Here is a 16,982-nt window from a genome sequence, read left to right as displayed (position 1 = left end):
AGCGTTAACTATTTTTGTCCTGGATTGGTATAAGGATAATTTACGTTGTTGCCAATGAAGTTTTAACTCTTTTGAACTCGCCTGAAGATCTACAGACACTCACCAGAAGCATAACAAGCAGAATAATAAAAGTTATAAAAGTAAATGTACATTTTAATTCTTCTTAGGTCACAAATCAGGTTGACCAGTTTATTTTAAGTTTAACAGATACGTACTTTCCACCAACAAAATCTTTAGTGATTTTTTTAACAACTACATTGCCATTTGATATAGTAACTGTTATAGTAGCGCTTATCTTTTCTTATTATTTTTTACTTACCGGAAATAAATTAATCGATCAGCTAAACTTTGTACCTGACAAAAACGAAAAAGAAATAAAATTATTCTTAAAAGAGCTGGATGTGATCTATTCCAGCCTATTCAGACAGCATTTTGTCACAAGTGCAATAATAGGAGTTATTGCCCTGCTTGGCCGTTATCTGCTTGATGTGCCTTACCCGGGTGTTCTTGCTTCACTTATATTTCTTTTGTCAATGTACCCTCTTGTAGGACTACCGGGAGTGTACCTTTCCTTGACAGCATATTATATTTCAGGTAACATAATTATGGTATAATTTCCTTTTTTGATTTCGTCATGATAAGTAAAATTTTCATCTTTCCTCAATTCATTCATTATATCCATTCTTTTATCTTGATCTACGGTTATGTAATCCCTTTTTAACATATAGAATCGTAATCTATAGTATAGTTCACAGTCATGTTGCAATTTTCAAGGATGGTTTCAACTTCCGACTCGGTAGTTCCATTTTCAAATTGGATACCTAAACCACCTGCTTTAGGAGTTTGAGTTTCTTTTATCATATCAATTGAAGTTTTTATAGCTAGTCCTAATAGTACTACAAGAGTCAGAAAAAAGATAAAAACAGCAGCATTTTCCCTTTAATTTTGCTCACTCCTACCACCGCAAAAAGATGAGATTTTTTAACTTATTACATATTAAAGATTTATCACATATTAAATATTATAGTAGGTATAGAGCCTATTCCATAACTCAAAACTGCTTCTCCAAATATGGAATTAAATAATCAATGAGTTTCTGATCACGGGAAATAGTTCTGAAATTCGTATCAATTTTGAGTATAAAACTGGTTTTAGGATGAACTCATATAATATCAGTATCCGTTCCGATTTTACATATTGACAGTTGTAAATATTGTAAGTCACAACACTCTTTGGATAGGCCCTTATTTCTAGACGGAAGTTCTCCATCTGCAGAGCAAGCAGATGAGTTTGACGAACTGAAGATACAACTTGACGATACAATTTCAAAGTCCGTATTTCTGCCTCTAGGAATTTTATATCTGTGTTTCTGGTCAGGTAGTGTTCCGGAACTTTTCAACGACTTTCTTGTTGTATGCGTTCACGATGTCACTCCGAGTGATGATTCCAAGAAGTTTTGTTTTATCTTCTCTGTCAACGACAGGGAGCCTGCCTATTTGCTTTGAAGCAAGACGTTTGAGGGCAGTATCAAGAGTTTCATCAGGGTAGGCAACTTCAACTTCTCTGGTGGCGATCTCCCCTATTTTTTTACCAACATCTCCAGGCTTTACCTTGTTCCTGAGGTCTGAGAGTGTTACAATTCCAGAAAGTTTGCCTTTTGAATCAACGACAGGAAAACCAATGTGACGACTCGCTTTCATGAGAGCTTCGAGGATTTCGACACTTTTATCCTCTGAGACAGTCTGGACACTTGTGATCATTGCAGCTTTTACAGGAATGGAGGTCATGATGTCTATTTCCCTGCCTTTTCGAATCTTGATGCCATTCCTGCGCAGCCCTTCCGTAAAGATTGATTCAGGGTACAGAGCACTTGACATTACATTACTGAGAACACAGGCAAACATGAGAGGGAGGATTAAGTTGTAATCCCTGGTCAGCTCAAAAAGGATCAGAATAGCAGTAAGAGGAGCTCTTGTACTTCCAGCAAAAACTGCGCCCATACCTACAAGGGCATAAGCCCCTGGTCCTGCTGTCATTCCAGGATATAACATGTCTACAACTGTCCCAAAAGCTCCTCCAAGCATTGTCCCCACAAACAGAGATGGGATAATTGTCCCTCCAAAGCCTCCCGATCCAAGGCTTAGAGAAAAGACGATAATTTTGAGGATAAGCAGGATTAGTAAAAGCTTGAAGGTAAACTGGTTATTCAGGGCATCCGTAATCACACCATAGCCCATCCCAAGAACCCGGGGATAAAAAAGACCAATCACGCCTACTACCAGTCCTCCCAGAGCAGGTTTAAATATGGGATGAACAGGTATTCCCGAAAACAGATCTTTTGTGTAGTAAAGGGCTCGGATAAGTACTGTTGAAACTATGCCCGCAAGAAGCCCAAAAACAAGGTAAAGCCCTAATTCCCGGTATGGACTGACAAGTGCATAGGAAGGGATCTGGAGAAGTTCAATTCCAATAATCGAGTTTGATACAAGTGTTGCGAAAACTGAAGAAATAACTATGGGAATAAAGGTACTTGTTTCAAGTTCTCCGTAAATCACTTCAACGACAAAAACCACACCTGCAAGCGGGGCACTGAATACTGCTGCGATACCTCCAGCGGCCCCGCAGCCTAGAAGAGTCTGGAGCCGTTTTTCTGGACTCTTCATAACTCGCCCCACCAGAGCTCCTGTCCAGGCACCGCCTACAATGCCTGGTGCTTCTTTTCCCAGTGCACCTCCTGAGCTGATTGAAATTATTGACGCAAAAACTTCAAGAAGAGAATCGGTAAGGTTAAGCCTTGCTCCACGAATGGCTACTGTCTCAATAAGCCCATCAACCCCATAGCGCCTTTTCATCAGGAAATGCGAGATCATCCCAACTATCAGCCCTCCCAGAGCAGGCATGAACATTATGTAATAGGGTGGAAATTCGTGTACTGAAAATCCGCGTTGCATTCCGAAAAGAGTGCTGAAATACAGAAGGGCACGGTCATATATGCCTATTACAAGCCCTGTGAGAAGACCAATCAGGATAGCAATCGAGTTAATTTTTGCTGATTCTATATCGAATCTTCGAGTGATATATTTCCTTATATTGGAATAATTGAACAAACTATGGTTTTTAAATTTGGAATTTGTATTAACTTCCAATGTTCGTGCCTCATGGAGCTTTTATACTTTAAATACTTCTTCAGCAGAAACAAATCCGGTCGTGAAATGCTGGGTTATTGAAGCTCTGTGAAGACTTCGGTTAATAATTGAAGCTCTATGAAGGCTTCGGTTAATCGGTTAATAATACACTATCCACAGAAAACAGGGCAACTGTTAAAAATAAAATATCAGTCTCAACTCTATTTTAAGAGAAAAACTGGATAAATCCAATTTATTTCATCAACCGAGGATTTCATAAAACCCATAGATTTGCGTACTCGAAGGTAATCTAAATACAATAAATATAATAATTTAAATTATTCTTTAACGTTTTTATGGCTTAATGTTACTGTTCTTCAGTTTAAATGTATAAGTTTTATCTCAATTATTCCTATATTAATTGCAAAATCATATTAATTGTAGAATCAAACCTAATTTTCATACAACTCTTAATTACTTTTTTACAATGAGTAATCACTTTTTTACCAAAAGTGACTTTTCTGTCATCTCTTGCGGTTTAGAGATTCCAAGAAGCGCAAGAATCGTCGGTGCAACGTCACACAATTTTCCATTCCTGAGAGCTTTTATCTCACTGTTTCCGAAGTAAATGCATTTTACCGGATTTGAGGTATGTGCAGTATGTGGCTTTCCTGTTTTTGGATCTATCATCTCCTCGGCATTTCCGTGATCTGCAGTAATAAGTGCCACACCGCTTTTTTCTTTTAGAACCTCAACAATCTTGCCAATACATTTATCCACGGCTTCTACTGCTTTAACTGCAGCTTCAAAAATCCCGGTATGCCCGACCATATCCATGTTTGCAAAGTTAAGGACAATGACATCATACTTTCCGGACTCAATTCTTCTAATAACCTCATCCGTAATTTCATATGCACTCATTTCTGGTTTAAGGTCATAAGTAGCGATTTTCGGCGAGGGAATAAGGCAGCGGTCTTCATTCTTATAACGTTTTTCTTCGCCGCCGTTAAGGAAATAGGTCACATGGGCATATTTTTCGGTTTCAGCTATGCGCATCTGGATGAGTCCATGCTTGCTCAGTACTTCTCCAAATACATTTTCCAGCTTTATTGGAGGAAAAGCAATGGGTACGTCAAGAGTTTCGTCGTACTGGGTCATGCAGACAAAGTAAACCTCAGGACGTTTTTCTCTCACAAACCCGTCAAAGTCATCTTTTACAAAAGCCCAGGTTATCTGCCGTGCCCTATCAGCCCGGAAATTGAAGAAAATAACAGAATCATTATCCTGTACTGTCGCCACAGGTTTTTCTGCTTGATCAGTAATTATTTGATCAGTAATTATTTGGTCAGTAATTATTTGGTCAGTAATTACTTGATCAGTAATTACTTGATCAGTAATTATAGTGGGCTTTACAAACTCATCAGTTTCTCCTCTTGCGTAGGCATTAGAAACTGCAGTTTCTGCATTTGGAGCAGTATATAGAGCTACTCCTCTTGTCAGGGCATCATAGGCAAGTTTCGTCCTATCCCATCGCTTATCTCTATCCATTGCATAATAACGGCCTGAAACGGTTGCTATTTTAGCATTACCGTGCTCTTTACAAAATGCTTCCAGTTTCTTTATATCTCCTAGAGCAGCTTTTGGAGGTTCGTCTCTCCCGTCCAGAAAAGCATGTATATAGACATTTTTTAAACCTTTATTCTGTGCAAGTTTGATAAGAGCATGTAGGTGAGGCATATAACTGTGAATGCCTCCGCAGGAAGCAAGGCCCATGAGGTGCAGGCTGGAATCATTAGCTTTGACATTTGAAATTGCATTCAAAAAAACCGCATTTTTGAAAAAATCTCCGTCCTTGATATAAATATTTATTCGGGTAAGGTCCTGATTTACAATTCGTCCTGCCCCTATATTCAGATGCCCAACTTCCGAATTCCCCATCATACCTTTCGGAAGACCGACAGCCTTTCCGGAGGCTTTTAAAAAACACCAGGGATACTCCTTTTCCAGCCGGTCAAGGTTTGGAGTTCGTGCTGTCATGACAGCATTTCCTTCTTTTGCTTCCCTGTAACCCCACCCATCAAAAATAATGAGCATAAGAGGTCTTCTTGCCTGAGTCATACCGCGAAACTCCCCAAAGTATACTTTGCTGTTTTTCAATTCAACCATATAAGTCCTATCAATAAAGGCTTTTTTGATGCGTGTTGTGATATTACAACAGGTCTGCATGCTCAAGCAACTTCCTATTTTGCATGATGCCTGTTGTAAAAATTAAGTAGACCATAACACTTTTTGGACAGACCTTCTCCTTAATGGGCACTAGTTATTTTTTCCGCTTCTTTTTTACCTCCCAGCCACTTTTCCGTTTCCAGAACTTTAAGGGTGACTTTCATAACCGAATCCGGATTAAGTGAAATAGAATCTATCCCCTGTTTTACCAGGAACTCTGCAATTTCTGGATAGTCACTGGGTGCCTGTCCACAGATCCCGCTATGCCTTCTATTCTGCTTTGCCCCCTGTACGGCCATTGCCATTATTTTTATAACACCTGGGTCCCTTTCATCGAATTCTGCAGTAAGAATTTCAGAGTCTCTGTCAACTCCGAGGGTTAGCTGGGTCAGGTCATTTGAGCCTATGGAGAAACCATCGAAATATTCACTGAATTCGTCAATTTGAAGGACATTATTTGGAATCTCACACATAACATAGATCTGCAACTCATTTTCTCCTCGCTTTAGCCCGTTTTTCTCCATTTCGGCAATTACTTTTTTAGCTTCTTCAACTGTCCTGCAGAAGGGAATCATAATAATGAGGTTTTTAAGCCCCATCTCTTCCCTGACTTTTTTCAGAGCCCTGCATTCAAGGGCAAAACCTTCCCTGTAACGCTCATTAAAGTACCTGGAAGCTCCCCTGAAACCCAGCATTGGATTATTTTCATCTATCTCAAAGTAGCTGCCCCCAAGCAGGCTTGCATACTCATTGCTTTTGAAGTCACTTGTACGGACTACAACATCCTTGGGATAAAAAGAAGCAGCAATGGTTCCGACGCCCTGAGCAAGCTTATCTACGAAATATTCTTCTTTGTTATCGGAGTTTTGGGTAAGTTCCTCGATTTCCTGAAGGACTTTAGAGTCTTTGACCTTTTCAGGATGCACTAGAGCCATTGGATGGATCTTGATATAGTTTGAGATGATGAATTCCTGCCTTGCAAGCCCGATTCCATCGTTTGGGATCATGGAAAGGCTAAACGCCTCATCAGGATTTCCAAGGTTCATCATAATTGCGGTTTTAGGGCGTCTTGTGTCTTTAAGGCTCAATGTATCTTTGTGGAAAGGAAGAATTCCCTCATACACAAGTCCATCTTCACCTTCCGCACAACTTACGGTAATTTCCTTACCTGCCTTGAGAACTTCTGTTGCGTTTACTGTCCCTACAACTGCCGGAATTCCAAGTTCCCGGCTAACAATTGCAGCATGGGAAGTTCTACCTCCCTGGTTCGTAACAATTGCAGCCGCTATTTTCATCACAGGCTCCCAGTCCGGAGTTGTGGAATCAGCAATCAGAATTTCTCCCTGTTTAAAAGAAGGCAGATCTGAAACATTAGGGATTACATGCGCTTTTCCAGCAGCAATTTTGTCTCCTATGCTCTTACCTTTTGCAAGGACATTAGATTTCTTTTCGAGCACATAAGTTTCCAGAATGTCTCTGCTTTTCTGAGATTGTACAGTTTCTGGTCTTGCCTGCACTACAAAGAGTTCACCTGTAGCCCCATCCTTTGCCCATTCGATATCCATGGGCATGAATTTCTTATATTTATTTGAGTAATAATCTTCAATGGTAATAGCATACCATGCAAGTTTAAGCACTTCTTCGTCACTGAGACAGAAACGACGTCTATCAGTCTCAGGAACGTTTACATTTCGGGTAAGCATTTTGGAGCCGCCTTGCCCATAGATCATCTTAATTTCTTTATCACCTAAATTCTTCTCGATAATCGGCTTATATCCTTTCCTGAAAGTTGGCTTGAAAACGTAGAACTCATCCGGATTAACCTGTCCCTGCACGATATTTTCTCCAAGCCCGTAAGAACCTGTAATGAAAACTACGTCCCTGAATCCGGTTTCCGTATCAAGAGTAAATATAACTCCGCTGGAAGCCAGATCAGATCTGACCATTTTCATTATCCCTATCGATAGTGCCACTTTAAAGTGATCAAAATGATTTATTACCCGATAGGAGATGGCTCTGTCAGTAAAAAGCGAGGCAATACAGCGTACGCAGGCATCTCGAAGCGCGGGATAACCCCTTATGTTCAGGAAAGATTCCTGCTGGCCGGCAAAAGAAGCAGTTGGAAGGTCTTCAGCCGTTGCTGAACTCCGCACGGCTACATCGGTATTTTCTCCATACTGCTCACATAGGCGGTCATACCCGGATTTAATTTCCTGCCAGAGGTCATCCGGAATTCCGGCCTCAAGGATCAGGTCCCTTGCAGCTTTTCCCCTTTTTGCAAGCTCTGACACATCTGAGGTGTCAAGCCCTTCCATTGTTTGTTTGAGTTTCTCCAGAATCCCGCCGGCTTTGAGGACATGCCAGTAAGCTTCAGCAGTAACTGAAAAACCATTCGGGATCTTTCCTCCCTTTGGAGTGAGTTCCCTGTACATCTCTCCAAGAGAGGCATTTTTTCCGCCTACAAGCGGAACATCTTCAATCGAAGTCTCATCAAACCAGCGTATGTACTTACTTTTGTTCTCAGACATTTCCCCGAAATCCCCTTAAAAGTATTTGATTTTCATAATAATTACAAAACGTGTCTAAGATCTCATACCTTATTTGGAACGTTCCCCCAAAACGTATATGATATTCTTGAATCAAGAGGCTCCATTTGCAATTTATGCGTCGATGATAAAAATGAATTTCTCCTATTCAGCCTGTTCTGATTTGAATAATACAAAAGTCAATGTGGCATGTTTAAAAGTTACAATAGTCTATCATAGTGTCCTATTCCGTTCAGGTTATTCTTACTGCCTGCGAAAAGTTGTAGCAGGTTATAAAATTTTTCTGGATAGGACTAGTGGCGGGTATACCCATTAACTTCTGATTTCCGGTGATGCCTTCATATGAACCCCCATTTTGCCCCGTTATAAGATTTATACAATTAAGTAATGCAATTGAATAATTATTCTAAAAATTACATTAAAATACTGTTATTTATATAATTGGATTTGCCTGGTTAACGAGAAAATCCAGAGCACAAAAGCTGGGGTTTTATGCATATGGATCTCGAAAAAGTACCGTTAGATGTCCCGAAAACAGAGAGAGCACATACCTGAAAAACTATATGTAGATTACTCGAGAAAGTGGGAAATTAATGCTATTTGCAGGAGACCAGAAAGTAGAACATTTAAATAATGATTTTTATGGGGAAGGAATACCTAAAGACGCTGCCAATCCAGAACATTTTTTCGAAATAGCATCAAAAGCAAAGATAGGGGTTTTTGCAACCCAGCTCGGGTTAATTGCACGTTATGGTATGGACTACAAAAATGTGCCCTATCTTGTGAAAATAAATTCGAAAACCAATCTCGTAAAAACTTCCCAAGCTGATCCTTTTAGCAATCTCTGGTACGATGTAGATCAGGTAGTCAAATTTAAAGAGAGTAGTGGGCTCAAGATCCTTGGAGTAGGTTACACTGTCTATCTTGGCAGTGAATTCGAAGCTGAGATGCTTATGCAGGCTGTCCAGGTGGTTTATAATGCCCACCAGCATGGAATGGTCTCAGTACTCTGGCTTTATCCTCGTGGCATTGCTGTAATAGATGAAAAAGATCCTCACTTAATCGCTGGCGCAACGGGTGTTGGAGCCTGCCTTGGCACCGACTTTGCAAAGGTTAACTATCCAGAAAAGGAAGGAGTAAATTCTGCTGAGGTTTTTAAGGAAGCTATTAAAGCAGCAGGGCGTACTAAAGTCGTTTGTGCAGGCGGTGCCAGTGACGAAGTTGATGATTTCTTGAAAAAGCTTCATGATCAGATCCACATCTCTGGAGCACTGGGAAGGGCAACAGGAAGAAATATCTACCAGAAGCCCCTTGACGAAGCTATCCGCATGTGTAATGCTATCTATGCCGTAACCATCGAGGATGTAACCGTTGAAGAAGCTCTGAAATTCAAAAAATAAGAGTAACTCTAAGAGTAACTCTAAGTTTGAGAACTGAAGATCAGTTGTGCCTATGGTTTTAACACTTTCTTTATTCCGTTAGGCCTACGTTTTTAATACTTCTTTATTTCATTAAACATTACTTATTAGCTTGGAAAGAGTTTCGTTAAATATTACTTATTAGCTTGGAGAAAGTTTATTTGCGAGTCGAGACCTTTTCTCTGCTCTTATTATCATGTCCAGGCCTTCCTGCATAAGTTCCTCTGCTCTTTTCTGATTTTTTGCTTCGGCAAAGATTCGGAAGATTGGTTCTGTGCCAGAGGGACGCATCAGAACCCAGCCGTCTTTATACCATATTTTAACTCCATCAGATGTGTCGATTTTGTGCCCAAGTCCTGACGCTTTATTTTTCACGATTTCCATAATAGCATGCTCATTTTTAGCAGGCACTTTGGTCTTTTCGTTAAAGTAGTGAGGTACACTTTTTTCAAGATCGGAAAGCTTTTTTCCACTTGCCAGGATTTCAAGGACCTTGGCACAACCCATTGCTCCGTCTCTGCAGTATTGGTGTTTGGGGAAGATAAGACCTCCATTACCCTCGCCTCCGAAGACTGCATTTACTTCCATCATCTTTCGGACAACGTTTATGGAGCCTACAGCAGTCCAGTATAGTTCGACACCTTCCTCTTCTGCGACATCGACCATTCGCTGAGAAGAACTAACGGGGGTCACTAAAGGACCTTTTTCATGTTTAACCATATATTTTGCTATCATAGCAAGCAGAACGTCATCGTTTACGAACTGCCCATTTTCGTCCACGAATACTACTCTATCCGCATCTCCATCTTGAGCTACTCCCAAATCAGAGCCTGTCATTTTTACAAGATTAGTAAGTTCGGTCAGGGCTTCAGGTAAGGGTTCGGGATTTCTCCATGGGAATGTTCCATCAAGCTGGGCTTCAAGGGTTAAGACCTGACAGCCCAGTTCCTTGAGTAGGAAAGGAAGAGTAAGGGAACCTGCTCCACAGCCTGTGTCTGTAACCACTTTGAACTTATGGCTGCGGATAGCTTCGGCATTTACAGATTTAATAATATTTCTTACGTAATATTCATTGACTCCAGGATCGATTCTGAAGCTGCCGGTTTTTTCCCAGGATACAATGGAATATTTTCCGGAACGATAGATTTTCTCTATATCTTTTTCTGCGTCTCTTGAAAACTCCGAGCCATCTCCTGCAATAAACTTGATCCCGTTATATTGTCTGGGATTATGGGACGCAGTTACAATGATTCCGGCATCTGCGAAGTCGCGTACATAATACAGGATAGCAGGAGTAGGGACTATCCCTACATCGATTACACTCAGGCCTGTCGAAAGAGCTCCGGCAATTGCGGCAGACTTCAGCATCTGGCCCGATATTCGAGTGTCACACCCTATGGCAACAGTGCCTTTAGACTTCATATATGTACCAAGGCATCTGGCTAAATTGACTGCCAGTTCAGGAGTTATATATTCATTGGCGATACCTCGTACGCCGTTTGTTCCGAATAATACCATTTAAATCTCCCCCACTAGATTTAAGCATAAATTGCACTGTTCTGGAAAGTTAATCCCTATTAGATGAGTTTTTGTATGTTTTGTAGAAATTCATAAGTTAGATTTTTACATTTTTTCTATACTTTTTATACTCATTATCTTATAAAATAACTCATTATATACTCCTTCAATAAGTCGATTTGAAAAAGGCACTTAGAAAATTATAAAATGAGACTTCTATATCGAGATTGGAAAGCTCGATATCGGGAAGCAAAGACTTATAATTTGTCCTGTAGTTTTCAATAAATTTCCTTGACTCTTCCAACCTGACCATCTGTTAACTGCACTTTTATTCCGTGTGGATGAGTTGAAGAGTTGGTTAAAATTCTTTTCACAATACCTCGGGTAATTTTTCCGGTTCTCTGGTCTGCTTTTAAAACAATTCCTACATTCAGCCCTTCTTTAATATTTGCTCTGACAGTACCGTTGTTCATGGCAGAAGGTAAATCTGGAGTTATATAAAGGTGTACGTTTGAAAAAATAAATTTGAATTTAAAAAGTACAACCTTACTATTGTATCCTGGTCGTTCTTGTCCCGCTCGCGGAGCGAAGCGGCTTTTCTTAGTGAAAAACGAACAAAACAAGAAATGATCTGGTGTGTTGGTGCTCTGTTTGCTTTTGCGGATTCGATTGAAGCAAAAGTCACAGCGGCAAGAGAAAAAACGGAAAAACTAAGGCAGTCCATTCTTGAAAAAGCATTTTCCGGTCAACTTGTTGAGACAGAGGCTGAAATTGCAAGAAGAGAAGGCAGGGATTATGAGACGGCGGAGGTTTTGCTTGAGAGGATAAAAGCAGAGAAAGGGAATAAAAAGAAAAAACGATAATATTGCTGCTTTTTCGGATTTAATTTATTTCTTCCTTTTTTCTTCGGAAAGGCCGCCCGCTTCGCGGTCGTTGAGTATTCGGGGACCTAAAAAGCTATACATATCTGCGGTTCAAAAACTCAAAATTAAATGTTTTCTAAACTCTGGTTGCCAGAGTTTCTAAGATATTAAAAAATACAGCCAGTAATTTTATGCTCAGACTCATATTCATAATCATGTTCAGAATCATTTACTTGTAGAGACAGAGGCTGAGATTACAAATTTCTGGCTTACACCTTATGAAAAATTCGGGATATTATATAACCATAAACTATGGAATCACCGAGAATTTCGAACATGTGGTATGGAGCGACCTGGCTGAATGCATTTGCCTGTGTGAGGCTTGAAAGGAGCGGTATGAAGGCGCCTGGAATAAATAGTAGAGTTGCAGCCACTTTGAAATTCAGGTTCTTCTGCTTTTTCAGGCTGGCAAAAACTGCTGCAAGGACAATGGCATATATTGCGCCTCTCACTAGCTCAAGCGGGAACATAAGTGAGAAAGAGGGGACTGAAAGGCCATTCTGAGGGTTTGTGTATATGGGGATTACGAAAGGTGATATGATGAGACCGAATGTTAGGTACACTGGAAAATAGACAAGGGATGCGGCTATAATACGCAGTACATAATGGTCATTTGTTTTTACGTGTTCACGGATGTCATTTATCAGAGTTATGTTGCCTTCAGGTTTGAGAATATAGATTGCAAGAGCCGTTTGGATTAAGGTGGTCAATAACGAAACTATGATGGCGGCTACCAGAGTAAAAGTTGTATTGAATACATCTGTGAAGAAGTATGCCTCAATGAAGTTGTTAAGGCTCGCGACAACAAACAGCGTAATGCATGTCAGAAAGTACGCGTCCCTTTTCCTGAGGTTGAGTTTAGGTATAAACCATGTAAAGTAAAATGCGAGAATTATTGAACTTAATATAGCAATCGTGAATGTTTCCCTATTAATATTGCCTTTTGTAATTAAGTGCTGAATACAGGCTATGGCCGCAAAAGCAATTGATAGGATTATGACTTTTTTGTCCATAATATGCTTCTTCCCGATGCTCCTTTTATTACTTTCTGGTGCATCGATTCCAGATTACATCCATAAACCCAAACTTCAAAATCCGTATACGATTAACAAATTACTCACAAAATAATGGATCTACGTGAGAATCGAAGCACTAAACTTATCGATATATTTGCTGATTTGTCATATAAAAGTGGTAACTCTATGAAATTACTTTTTAGATATAAGCGGTAGAGAAAAAAGAAAAACTATGTCAGTCCATTCTTAAAAAGGTTTTTTCTGGGGAGCTTATAGAAACAGAGGTTGAGATTGCCAGAAAGGAAGGCAGAGATTATGAAAACGCGGGGTTTTGGACTCTGGTCCAAAATCCAGTGATTTTTGTATTTTTTGATTGAAAATCTGAATTAGCAAGAAAAATCTGGTTTTCATTAAAATCAATATTCGATATCTAAAGACCTCAACCCCAAAGTTGTATTACAAGGATTGTGACCAATTACAAAATCTAGTGATTTTGAATTTTACATTCATCACTAGATTTTGGTACTGAGTCGGGTTTTACTTGAAAGGATAAAGAAAAAGAGATAAAAGCGGGAAGAAACGATAATATTAATGTCTTTTTTGCGTCCTGTCTTTTTTAATACTTTTTTAATTAAATATAATCCAATTCAACTCAGTTATACTCTGAACCAGAATTAAAAATTATAAATAAAGAGTATTTATTTAATAACTTTACTAAATATATTAAAATTTGACCAATGATACATTTATATCTAAATATATCTAATTTCCTTATATAAAAGCCAGTAGACATACATTCATCAAAAGTACGAAGATATCTTATAAGGGTTCGATGCGCAATAGAAATAGGAGTTTTTTTCAATGGCGGAGATTCCTTCCCAAATATCTTTTTCGACGCTTATTTCTCACACTTTTCCTGGCGTATTTGCCTCTATTGGTATTTTTTTGATGCTTTATACACAGTTTTCAGACCCTATAAGTAACTTATTTTCTTTATTGCAAGAAAAGGATAACATTTGGGCATCTTTCATAGGGGCAGTTGGTAGTCTTATTTTCTTTGGAACCATTACAGGAATCATCATAGATGCTCTATCTCATGTGATCATAAAATTATTATATTATAACTTCTGTCCGGACAACCAATCGAAGGTTCAAATTGAAAATGCACTAGGTTCAATAGAAGAACTGATAAATATATTAATGTGGTTCCTAAAACTTGCTTTAAACATAATTGTATTTGTGGTTACGTTACCTTTTTATGGATGGGCAAAAAATAAGTGCCAGGAAATTGAGAGGAAGGAAAAATGTTTTTTCAAAGATAAGAAAAATAATAAAGCTAGTTGGTTTTATTACATGGGATTTCTATCTCTTGATAAGTTTAAATATATAGATGAAAATTATTATTGTTATCAAGAATGTATGTTTAATTTATCACTTTCTTTCTTATTTTCCTCAATAGCTTCTACTAAATTTTTAATTTTTTTAAAATATAATATAAAATTAGTCTTTATGATACAGATTTCTTTTATAATATTATTTTACATTTGCTTTAATTTAGGATTGTATTTTTTCATAACTTTGAGATTGAATCGAATAGAATTTATAAAAGGTGCTACAGGTTATTATTAATACGTAGAACAAGTGAAAAAAGAGCCGAAGATCTTGATATGTGAATTCAATCTCAAATTCTAAATAAGTTTTTCCGGTAAGTCTGTTGAGATAGAAACTAAGATTGCAAGAAGGAAAGGTAGGGATTAGTAGACGGCGGAGGTTTTACTTGAGAGAATAAAAGCAGAGAAAGGGAAAATAGAGAAAAAACGATACTATTGTTTCTTCCCACTTTCCGCAGATGTTCTATTAATTTTCACAATTTTTTCTGCTATCGTTTTTTCTGAAAACTTTTCAGTTGCTTGAACATATATTTTTGAAATCTCCTACAATTTTCGACCTTTTGCCTTCATTGAAAATTTCCAGCACACATTTCCGAAGCTTCAGTTGAGATGATAACTGCAGATTTTTCTAATAATTCTCCAAAAACGATAACAAGAAAAATGTTATTTTTTTGAAGACATTTGCGGAAGGTCGGTTCTTTTCTGGATTTAATTTTTTTCTTTTTTTCTTCGGAAAGGCCGCCCGCTTTGCGGTCGTTGAGTACTCGGGGATCCAAAAAACTATACATCTCTGCGGTTCAAAAACTAAAAATTAAATTTTTTTTAAACTCCGGTTGCCAGAATTTCTAAGATATTAAAAAATCCAGCCAGCAATTTTATTCTCAGAATCATGTCCATAATCATTTAATACATTGAATAATCATTCATTCTATTGAATGATCAACGAATTCAGTAAAGTTGTTGGAAACAAAATCCTGGGATGGTTTCTTTCTCATCCTACTGCTCCGGTGAACATAAATGAGCTTGCCCATGAACTTGAGATCTCATCCGGCAGCGTTAAGAGGTTCGTCGATTTGTTTTATAGAGTAAATTTAGTAAATATAAAAAAAGTTGGTGCAGTGAATATGTTTACTCTTAACAATTTCAGCTATTGAGTGTGTTTATGTTCAAATATAATGGTCTGATGCTGTTGATTTTTCAGTTTAACTGCAAGTCCCAACTTTCTGCTGTTAAAAAAGGATTTAATCTTCGACCAGATTTACATTTACGGCTAAACAAACCTTATTTTTCAGTTTTTTTATCCAACAATGAACTATTGAAAGGTGAACTAAAAAATCTCCTGCGACTTTAGCGGGATTCAAACTATTTTTAACCAGTAATACGGCTTGAAGTCCATCTGCTCATTTTTGTTGCAAGAATGACATATAGCTGTGGCAATATCAGAAGTAGTAAATATTTTCAAACATATTACTATATAAATATATCTACTTTATATATTAATGTTGCATTAAAGTAGAGGGTACTATAAGTAGAAATGTATAAAAGGAGAATAAAATCAAAGCTCGAATATATAGAAAAAGATAAAATACAGGAAGTTCTTAAAAGATCGTTTCCAACCACTGGCAGGACTATTTCTCATGAAAATTGTTATAGAGACCCCAAAATACAGTTTCTGGAAATATAATAAAACCGAAAAAGGCTATGAAAAGGCTTTCTTTTCCCCATTGCTCACAATTTTCAATTACGGCTTTGTAGAGGGAACGAAAAGCGCGGACGGCATGGAAGAAGATGTGGTAGTGCTGGGGCCCCACATGCCGAGAGGAAGTACACTTAAAAGGGACACTTTTGACGGTATTGTAAAATTTCTGGATGATTCGATAAGGGACGATAAGAAAATCGTATACATCAGCGGATTTCACTCTCCTGTCCTGCTTGCTTATTACTTCAGGCTTTATGCTCTTTTTAAGATCTTCCTGTATGCTTTCCGTGAGAGAAGAATTGCAACGTGCAGGTTTGAAGGAATTGAATTCCGAAAATTGCGCTGAACTTCTCGGACCCCTGGCGAATCTTGACTTAGCTAATCCTTACTTTTTATAGAGCCTATCCCAAAGCTACTTTATTCTTAGTGCCCGCAACGAAATAACCTATGCAACATAAAATTATGTTTGAAATAAATAGTTAAGCTTGTTTGCGAAAATACTTGAGTACAGTATAAAAACGTGTCTAAGTTATTTCGCTACGAGTACTTAATCGTTGGGAATTTTCAGAATTGTTTTCATGATCATGAGCTCGATTGATTATTCGAGATACAAGGCCCAGGAAGCAAATTTCGAGTTTTGGGATGAGCTCATAATATATTTGAGATTGCTTATTGAAATAATATCTTATGTGAGATTTGATGGAATGCAATATCAACTCTTCATTTACAAAAGAACCTAATTCAACAGATTCTGTTAATTAATACATTATGTTCTTACAAAAAACACATTGCATTGACACATTATTTAGAAGTAAAATGAAAAATGTCAAAAATCAATACACGCAAAAGATAAATTTGAATTGTCTAAAGAAAACTTGACTTGATTCTGTCAAACCTTTGTAATGTTTACTCAAACATCAAAATAGGTTATAATGTTTATAGCTCAATCCATGCCTTTATAAATATTATTTCGTAAGCTTAAATATCACTTAATGTCATAACCAATTTCATGCCAGATAAAAAATGTTTTATTATTATGCCAATTACCACTCCTCTAGAATTAGTTTCCAACTTTAAAGATGATAGTAAACATTTCTTACATGTCATGGAGTGTTTATTT

13 protein-coding genes and 2 pseudogenes are annotated in these 16,982 nt (G+C 38.0%); 6 read left to right on the top strand and 9 right to left on the bottom strand.

The features are described 5' to 3' along the window. Positions 1 to 257 precede the first annotated feature (257 nt). Complete coding sequence (locus MSBRM_RS11655) at positions 258 to 614, top strand: AI-2E family transporter (RefSeq protein WP_054864305.1); 357 nt, start codon at positions 258 to 260, stop codon at positions 612 to 614. Here the strand turns inward: MSBRM_RS11655 and MSBRM_RS22125 are convergent. From MSBRM_RS22125 to ppsA, 4 genes are all read right to left on the bottom strand, one after another. Then, positions 584 to 673, bottom strand: coding sequence for a hypothetical protein (locus MSBRM_RS22125; protein ID WP_369815397.1), 90 nt, complete (start codon positions 671 to 673; stop codon positions 584 to 586). The two genes, MSBRM_RS11655 and MSBRM_RS22125, sit on opposite strands and share 31 nt — an antisense overlap. Positions 674 to 1,373: 700 nt before the next feature. Beyond that, positions 1,374 to 3,146 (bottom strand): chloride channel protein, encoded by a 1,773-nt coding sequence (locus tag MSBRM_RS11650; protein WP_048116637.1) that lies wholly within the window; start codon positions 3,144 to 3,146, stop codon positions 1,374 to 1,376. A 474-nt stretch (positions 3,147 to 3,620) separates the two neighbouring features. Next, positions 3,621 to 5,243: a 2,3-bisphosphoglycerate-independent phosphoglycerate mutase gene (gene gpmI / locus MSBRM_RS11645; protein ID WP_048157056.1), complete on the bottom strand. Its 1,623-nt coding sequence runs from the start codon at positions 5,241 to 5,243 to the stop codon at positions 3,621 to 3,623. Between the two features lie 188 nt (positions 5,244 to 5,431). Further along, complete coding sequence (gene ppsA, locus MSBRM_RS11640) at positions 5,432 to 7,879, bottom strand: phosphoenolpyruvate synthase (RefSeq protein ID WP_048116640.1); 2,448 nt, start codon at positions 7,877 to 7,879, stop codon at positions 5,432 to 5,434. 510 nt (positions 7,880 to 8,389) lie between these two features. Between ppsA and MSBRM_RS11635 the strand changes: the two are divergent. After that, positions 8,390 to 9,297: pseudogene (locus MSBRM_RS11635) on the top strand (aldolase). Positions 9,298 to 9,456: 159 nt separating this feature from the next. Here MSBRM_RS11635 and glmM read toward each other — a convergent pair. Both glmM and MSBRM_RS11625 read right to left on the bottom strand, forming a co-directional pair. Beyond that, on the bottom strand, positions 9,457 to 10,833 hold the full coding sequence (gene glmM, locus MSBRM_RS11630; RefSeq protein WP_048116643.1) for a phosphoglucosamine mutase: 1,377 nt from the start codon (positions 10,831 to 10,833) through the stop codon (positions 9,457 to 9,459). Between the two features lie 278 nt (positions 10,834 to 11,111). Beyond that, positions 11,112 to 11,306, bottom strand: coding sequence for a YwbE family protein (locus MSBRM_RS11625; protein ID WP_048116645.1), 195 nt, complete (start codon positions 11,304 to 11,306; stop codon positions 11,112 to 11,114). Positions 11,307 to 11,402: 96 nt separating this feature from the next. On the opposite strand from MSBRM_RS11625, the gene MSBRM_RS11620 reads away from it, so the two are divergent. Further along, positions 11,403 to 11,696, top strand: coding sequence for a hypothetical protein (locus tag MSBRM_RS11620; protein ID WP_048116647.1), 294 nt, complete (start codon positions 11,403 to 11,405; stop codon positions 11,694 to 11,696). A 269-nt stretch (positions 11,697 to 11,965) separates the two neighbouring features. Here the strand turns inward: MSBRM_RS11620 and MSBRM_RS11615 are convergent, their stop codons facing one another. Continuing rightward, on the bottom strand, positions 11,966 to 12,769 hold the full coding sequence (locus tag MSBRM_RS11615; RefSeq protein WP_048116651.1) for a hypothetical protein: 804 nt from the start codon (positions 12,767 to 12,769) through the stop codon (positions 11,966 to 11,968). A gap of 864 nt (positions 12,770 to 13,633) precedes the next feature. Here MSBRM_RS11615 and MSBRM_RS11610 point away from each other — a divergent pair. Continuing rightward, positions 13,634 to 14,401: a hypothetical protein gene (locus MSBRM_RS11610; RefSeq protein ID WP_048116654.1), complete on the top strand. Its 768-nt coding sequence runs from the start codon at positions 13,634 to 13,636 to the stop codon at positions 14,399 to 14,401. A gap of 328 nt (positions 14,402 to 14,729) precedes the next feature. Here the strand turns inward: MSBRM_RS11610 and MSBRM_RS11605 are convergent, their stop codons facing one another. After that, positions 14,730 to 14,939, bottom strand: a complete 210-nt coding sequence (locus MSBRM_RS11605) for a hypothetical protein (RefSeq protein ID WP_048116657.1) — start codon at positions 14,937 to 14,939, stop codon at positions 14,730 to 14,732. Between the two features lie 159 nt (positions 14,940 to 15,098). On the opposite strand from MSBRM_RS11605, the gene MSBRM_RS11600 reads away from it, so the two are divergent. Continuing rightward, complete coding sequence (locus MSBRM_RS11600; RefSeq protein WP_048157054.1) at positions 15,099 to 15,317, top strand: hypothetical protein; 219 nt, start codon at positions 15,099 to 15,101, stop codon at positions 15,315 to 15,317. Positions 15,318 to 15,384: 67 nt separating this feature from the next. Here the strand turns inward: MSBRM_RS11600 and MSBRM_RS21430 are convergent. Then, positions 15,385 to 15,631 (bottom strand): annotated as a pseudogene (locus tag MSBRM_RS21430) (IS630-like element ISMma17 family transposase); the annotation flags it as partial. A gap of 169 nt (positions 15,632 to 15,800) precedes the next feature. Between MSBRM_RS21430 and MSBRM_RS11595 the strand changes: the two are divergent. Next, the gene (locus MSBRM_RS11595) at positions 15,801 to 16,208 is read left to right on the top strand and encodes an inorganic diphosphatase (RefSeq protein ID WP_048155800.1); all 408 of its coding nucleotides are present in this window, start codon (positions 15,801 to 15,803) and stop codon (positions 16,206 to 16,208) included. Positions 16,209 to 16,982 lie beyond the last annotated feature (774 nt).

This window comes from Methanosarcina barkeri MS (genome assembly GCF_000970025.1).
Taxonomy (GTDB): Archaea; Halobacteriota; Methanosarcinia; order Methanosarcinales; family Methanosarcinaceae; genus Methanosarcina; species Methanosarcina barkeri.
This window is presented reverse-complemented; position numbering and strand designations above follow the sequence as displayed.